The organism is Longimicrobiaceae bacterium (assembly GCA_035696245.1).
GTDB lineage: Bacteria > Gemmatimonadota > Gemmatimonadetes > Longimicrobiales > Longimicrobiaceae > DASRQW01.
Genome location: DASRQW010000279.1, coordinates 1 through 5,440 on the forward strand (window position 1 = coordinate 1; position 5,440 = coordinate 5,440).

Sequence of the window (5,440 nt, forward strand, 5' to 3'; positions counted from 1 at the left end):
GGCCCGCACGTTTGGTCTCCCCTCCCCCAGGCAGTTTTGGGGGAGGGGCCGGGGGAGGGGGCCCTCCCAGCCGCGCAAGCGCTTCTATTTCCACCCGGCGGACGAGAGACACGATGAAGCTGGAGCCGGTGACGCTGGAGGGCCGCGTGGTGCGCCTGGAGCCGCTCACGCTGGCGCACGTGCCCGCGCTGTGCGAGATCGGGCTGGACGAGAGCCTGTGGCGCCTGACCATCGCCCAGATCCGCACCGAGACCGACATGCGCGCCTACGTGCAGGAGGCGCTGGACGCGCAGTCCGCGGGCAAGGCGCTCCCCTTCGCCACGGTGGATGCCGCAACGGGCTGCGTGATCGGGAGCACGCGCTTCGGGAACGCGGACCTGCCCAACCGCCGCGTGGAGATCGGGTGGACGTGGATCGCGCCCGCCTGGCAGCGCACCGGCGCCAACACCGAAGCCAAGTTCCTCATGCTCCGCCACGCCTTCGAAGTGCTGGGCTGCATGCGCGTGGAGCTGAAGACCGACGTGCTCAACACGAAGTCGCGCAACGCCATGCTCCGCATCGGCGCGACGGAGGAGGGCGTGCACCGCAAGCACCAGGTCACGCAGAGCGGCCGCATCCGCGACAGCATCTGGTTCAGCATCGTGGACGACGAGTGGCCCCGCGTCCGCGAACGCCTTCTGGAGATGATGTCGCGTCCGTATCCCCCGTCGGCTTCCGCCCCGTCCACTTCGCCCGGCGGCACGTCGGCCGATGCGCGGCATCCGTCCGGCTCCGAATCCACCTCCGCACTCCGGGGATGATGCAGCTTCTCGCCAATCGACGTCTGCGCGCGCACGCCGCGCTTGCCGCCGCCCTGCTGGGCGCGTGCACGCCCCCGCCCGCCGTGGCGCCCGCGCCGGTGCGCACGCCCGCGGCGGTGCTGGCCGCGGCGCTGGACAGCATCTTCGAGGACACCGCGTTCGCGCACGCGCAGTGGGGCGTGGCCGTGCGCTCGCTGGACCGGAGCGACGTTCTGTACGCGCGAAACGCCGGGAAGCTGTTCGTGCCCGCGTCGAACATGAAGATCGTGACCGGCTCGGCCGCGCTGGAGGCGCTTGGGCCCGCGTACCGATTCCGCACGCGCGTGGAGGCGCACGGGCGCGTGGCGGGCGGCGTGCTGGACGGTGACCTGGTCGTCCGCGGCGGCGGCGACCCGTCCATCTCCGCCCGCTTCCAGAACGGCGACGCGACGGCCGTCTTCCGCGCTTGGGCGGACTCATTGCGCGCCCACGGGGTGACCCGCATCACCGGCCGCGTGATCGGCGACGACGACGTGTTCGACGACGTGGCTCTCGGCCGCGGCTGGGCGTGGGACGACGCGGACGCGGACTACTCGGCCGAGATCTCCGGCCTGGAGCTCAACGAGGGCGCCATCACCGTCCGCGTCTCCCCCGGCGCGGAGCCGGATGGACAGGTCCGCGTCCAACTGTCGCCCGCCACCGGCTATGCGATCATCGACCAGAGCCGCGTCAGAACGGCGGCTCGCGGCACCGCCACGCGGATCGACGTCACCCGTGAGCCGTTGGAGCTGGGTCTCCGCATCTCCGGCCAGATCGCCGCGGACACGCCGTTCGTGGAAGAGGGAATCGCCGTCCACAATCCCACGCTCTACTTCGTCACCGTGCTCCGCGAGACGCTGGCGCGCTCCGGCATCCGCGTGGACGGCGCGCCGGTGGATGCGGATGACGTTCCGCCCGCGGAGCCGGCCGCGTACTCGCTGCCGCTCTTCACCCACGTATCGCCCCCGCTCGCCGAGATCCTGCCCGGCTTCCTGAAGCCCAGCCAGAACCAGATCGGCGAGATGCTGCTGAAGACGCTCGGCCGCGAGCTTCGCGGCGAGGGAAGCGCCCGCGCCGGCGGCGCCGTCGTGGACAGCCTGCACCGCCTGTGGGGCGTGCCGCCGCGCGAGCTGTCGCAGGCCGACGGCTCCGGCCTGTCACGCTACGACCTGGTCGCACCCGACCTGCTCGCCGGCATCCTCACGCACATGACGCACAGCTCCAACTGGCAGACGTGGTACGCCGCCCTGCCCATCGCCGGGGTGGACGGCACGCTCGCGGCGCGGATGCAGGGCACGCCGCTCCAGGCCAACGTGCACGCCAAGACGGGCACGCTGTCCGGCGTCCGCTCGCTCTCCGGCTACCTCACCACCGCGGCGGGCGAGCGCATCGTCTTCTCCACCATGGTCAACAACCACACCCTCTCCGCCCGCGACGCCGACCGCCTTGCCGAAGCCGCCCTGCTCCGCATCTACACCTTCCGCAGGTAGGCGCCCGACCCTCCTTCACCGCCCCGCCCCGCTCGGCATCGGCACAATCCTCCCGATGCGCCCTAAACAAGCTCCCCTCTCCCGCTTGCGGGGGAGGGGCTGGGGGAGGGGGCACTCTCCCTGCCGCGCAGACGCATCGGATTCGGCATCATCCGTCGGGCTGAACCACGGAGGCACACACAGGTGCCCCCCTACCGGGATTTCAGGCATGAAGAAGGGGCGGCGACCGCTGGTGGTCGCCGCCCCTCTTTCGCTCGCCGGATGCTGATCGTCCCCCGAAAGCCGCCGCTCAGAACCCCGGGGGTGGCGTGGTGCCGCCGGTCGGGGGCGGGGCAGATGCGGGGCGCGCCGGTCCCCCGGCTGGCGGGGTGGGAACGGCACCGAACTGCGCCTGCTCCAGGCGCTGAAGCCGGCCGTTCACGCGGCCCACCAGGATGCGCGCGGCGCGCAGGTCGTGGTTGGACTCGATGAACATGAGCGCCATGTCGGCCGCGCCCCACAGGAAGCCGGCGAACACGATCAGCCGCGTGGCCTCCACCAGCAGCCGGGGGATGGCCGCGCCGCCCTGGCTGCGCAGCCCCAGCACCGCCTCGCCGATGAGCAGCAGGATGAGCAGGATGGAGAGCACCTTGAAGAGCCGGGCGATGTAGCGCAGCCCCTCGTGCGGCTCCATGTCCTCGTCGCGCACGTCCATCTCCGGCGCCACGCCGCGCGCGCCGCGCTTGTCGCCGCCCGCCCGCTCCACGCGGATCTGGGTCTCCCGTTCGTCGCTCACCGTTCGCTCCTGGTCTGTCGTTGTGGGCCGGATCGCTACCAGCGGGCCCGGAAGCCGCGCGTGTCGATGTGTACGAACCCCGAGTGCGCCCCCGTGGGCGCGTAGATGCCGATGCCGCCGATGAGGTTGGGGTACTTGGCCTCCACCTGCTCGGCCGCGTGGCCGATCACGCGCGCGTCGGCCACCGTCACGCGGCCGTCGCCGTTCAGGTCGTCCATCCGCCCGTCGTGGTTGTTGTCCACGCAGATGTCCATGGCGTCGCCGTACATGTGGCGCGACAGGCTGGCCCGGCCGGTGGGGTCGCCGCCGGTCTCGTTGTAGCTGGGCGTGCGGAACCCGCTGATCACGAAGATGTGCTCCACCGGGTGCCCCTCGGCCTGCAGCTCGGCGATGGTGAGCTCCACCTTGTCCAGCAGCCGCGGCGACAGCACCACGTACTTGGGCCACACGTTCTCCTGGCCCTTGGTCATGATGTCGCGCAGCCGCAGGTGCTCGCTGATCTGCAGGTCCTCGTTCTCCGGCGTGACCTGCACCAGGCCCTTGGGCGGGTCGTACTGTGGCTTGGGCGCGCCGCCTTCCTCGAACGGCCACTCGCCCACCTTGTACGTGCCCACGCGGCCGTTCTGCTTGGCCGAGAGCGGCACCAGCGAGATCACCGACACCGGCGCCGCGGGGCTCACCGCGTCGCGCATCTGCAGCATCACGTTCCAGATGCCGGGGCTGGTGGGCGCCTGCTGGCCCGAGACCGGCGCGCCCTGCGTGCCCTCTGCCGGCTTGAGCACGACCTGCGCGCCGGGGGCGCCGGCGGGAGCGGCCGGAAGGTCCAGCGGCTCCCCCGGCGAGCGCACCACCACGTTCACCTTGCCGCTCTGGCCGCGGTAGTCGTCCTCGTTGAAGGCGCCCGCGAACTGCTGCACCACCTCATCCATCACGAACGCGGGCTCCGGCGGGGCGTCGTCGCTGAAGGGACTGCGAGTGAGCTGGTCGGAGATGGAGGCCACCGGCCCGTCGTCCAGCGGCCCGTGGCGCGTCGTGGTGGCGATCGAGTACGTCCAGCCCGCCACGAACACGGCCACCAGCACCCACGCGACCACGTTGAACAAGCGCTCGTGCGCGGGCGACAGCCCGGCGCGCTCCCAGCGCGAGGCCGGCTCGCGCACCAGCGGGAATAGGAAGGCGTCGTTTCTGTATTCCATGGGGCGCGACGCCCTTCATCATCCGTGCCGCACCGGCGTAGCACTCCCGCCGCACCTCGCCACCCGGCCGCTGCGACGTAGCGCGCTCAGCCGCGCCGTACCGCCGACGCCCAGCTTCCTTCGCGGAACCGCCCGCTACGGTCCGGCCGAGTCCTTCCTCCCCGCCTGCGGTGCCGCCGGCGGCGTCTTGGTGGAGGGACGTGACGGAGATGCGGGGAGGGCGATGCGGACGATATCGAGCAGGAGCTTGCTGGGATTTCCGGAGCCGAGGTTCGTGAGCACCGTGACCGACAGGCTGTCGTCGGGCAGGTAGGCGCTGGCGGAGGAGAATCCGGCGAGCGTGCCGCCGTGCCCCGCCATCCGATGCCCTTCGAACGGCGCGACGATCAGGCCGTAGCCATAGCCGTGCGTGGCCGCCGCGCCTTCGGCCGTGGTCATGCGGGCATACGATGTGGGAGTGACGACGCGGCCGGTGGCGAGCGCGCGATTCCACGCCGCGAGGTCGCCCACGGTGGAGCAGAGCCCGCCCGCCGAGAACGACGGCACCGCGCTGTTGTACGGCGCGTTCACCACGTCCCCGTGCCGCACGTAGCCCGATGCACGGCGGGGGATAATGGCCTCCTCGTCGCAGTAGCGGGTCGCCGCCAGCCCCGCGTGCCGCAGGATCCGCCGCTCGAGGTAGGCGTCGTAGCGCTCCTCGGTCACCTTCTCCACGAGCAGCCCCAGCACGAGGTAGCCCACGTTGCTGTAGCTCCACCGCGAGCCCGGCGCGGACTCCATCCGCTTCTTTCCGGCGAGCGCGACCACCGAGTCCGGCATCAGCTCCTCGCGCGTCAGCACGGGTGAGTCGGGGATGCCGGACGTGTGGTTCAGCAGCTGGCGGATGCGGATGCCGCGCCATCCGGCAGGCAGATCGGGGAGATGTCGCCCGATCGGATCGTCCAGCGCGATCCGCTTCTCCTCGACGAGCTGCATCACGGCGGCGGCCGTGAACTGCTTGGTGAGCGAGGCGATGGGGTACACCGTGGCCGCCGTGGCAGGCACGCCGTTCTCCACGTCTGCCACGCCGTATCCGCGGAAGGCCAGCGTGTCCCGCCCGCCGCGGATCACCGCGACCGACACGCAGGGCGCGCCCGTCTCCCGCTGGTACGCGGCGACCAG

5 protein-coding genes are annotated in these 5,440 nt (G+C 71.7%); 2 read left to right on the forward strand and 3 right to left on the reverse strand.

Features of this window, described 5'->3' with window-relative positions:
- Positions 1–113 precede the first annotated feature (113 nt).
- Together VFE05_12990 and dacB are read left to right on the forward strand one after the other, a co-directional pair.
- Positions 114–800, forward strand: coding sequence for a GNAT family protein (locus tag VFE05_12990; GenBank protein HET6230981.1), 687 nt, complete (start codon positions 114–116; stop codon positions 798–800).
- The gene (dacB, locus tag VFE05_12995) at positions 797–2,308 is read left to right on the forward strand and encodes a D-alanyl-D-alanine carboxypeptidase/D-alanyl-D-alanine-endopeptidase (protein HET6230982.1); all 1,512 of its coding nucleotides are present in this window, start codon (positions 797–799) and stop codon (positions 2,306–2,308) included. Before VFE05_12990 ends, dacB begins: the two co-directional genes overlap by 4 nt.
- A gap of 289 nt (positions 2,309–2,597) precedes the next feature.
- Here dacB and VFE05_13000 read toward each other — a convergent pair whose 3' ends face one another.
- From VFE05_13000 to VFE05_13010, 3 genes are all read right to left on the reverse strand, one after another.
- The gene (locus tag VFE05_13000; GenBank protein HET6230983.1) at positions 2,598–3,083 is read right to left on the reverse strand and encodes a hypothetical protein; all 486 of its coding nucleotides are present in this window, start codon (positions 3,081–3,083) and stop codon (positions 2,598–2,600) included.
- A gap of 35 nt (positions 3,084–3,118) precedes the next feature.
- Positions 3,119–4,279, reverse strand: a complete 1,161-nt coding sequence (locus tag VFE05_13005) for a hypothetical protein (protein ID HET6230984.1) — start codon at positions 4,277–4,279, stop codon at positions 3,119–3,121.
- A gap of 135 nt (positions 4,280–4,414) precedes the next feature.
- A partial coding sequence (locus VFE05_13010; GenBank protein ID HET6230985.1) for a serine hydrolase domain-containing protein occupies positions 4,415–5,440 on the reverse strand: 1,026 nt, incomplete at its 5' end.

Coding starts and splice junctions, on each gene's coding strand:
- VFE05_13005 (HET6230984.1), bottom strand. CDS start 4,279: ATGGAATACAGAAACGACGCCTTCCTATTCCCGCTGGTGCGCGAGCCG.
- VFE05_12990 (HET6230981.1), top strand. CDS start 114: ATGAAGCTGGAGCCGGTGACGCTGGAGGGCCGCGTGGTGCGCCTGGAG.
- dacB (HET6230982.1), top strand. CDS start 797: ATGATGCAGCTTCTCGCCAATCGACGTCTGCGCGCGCACGCCGCGCTT.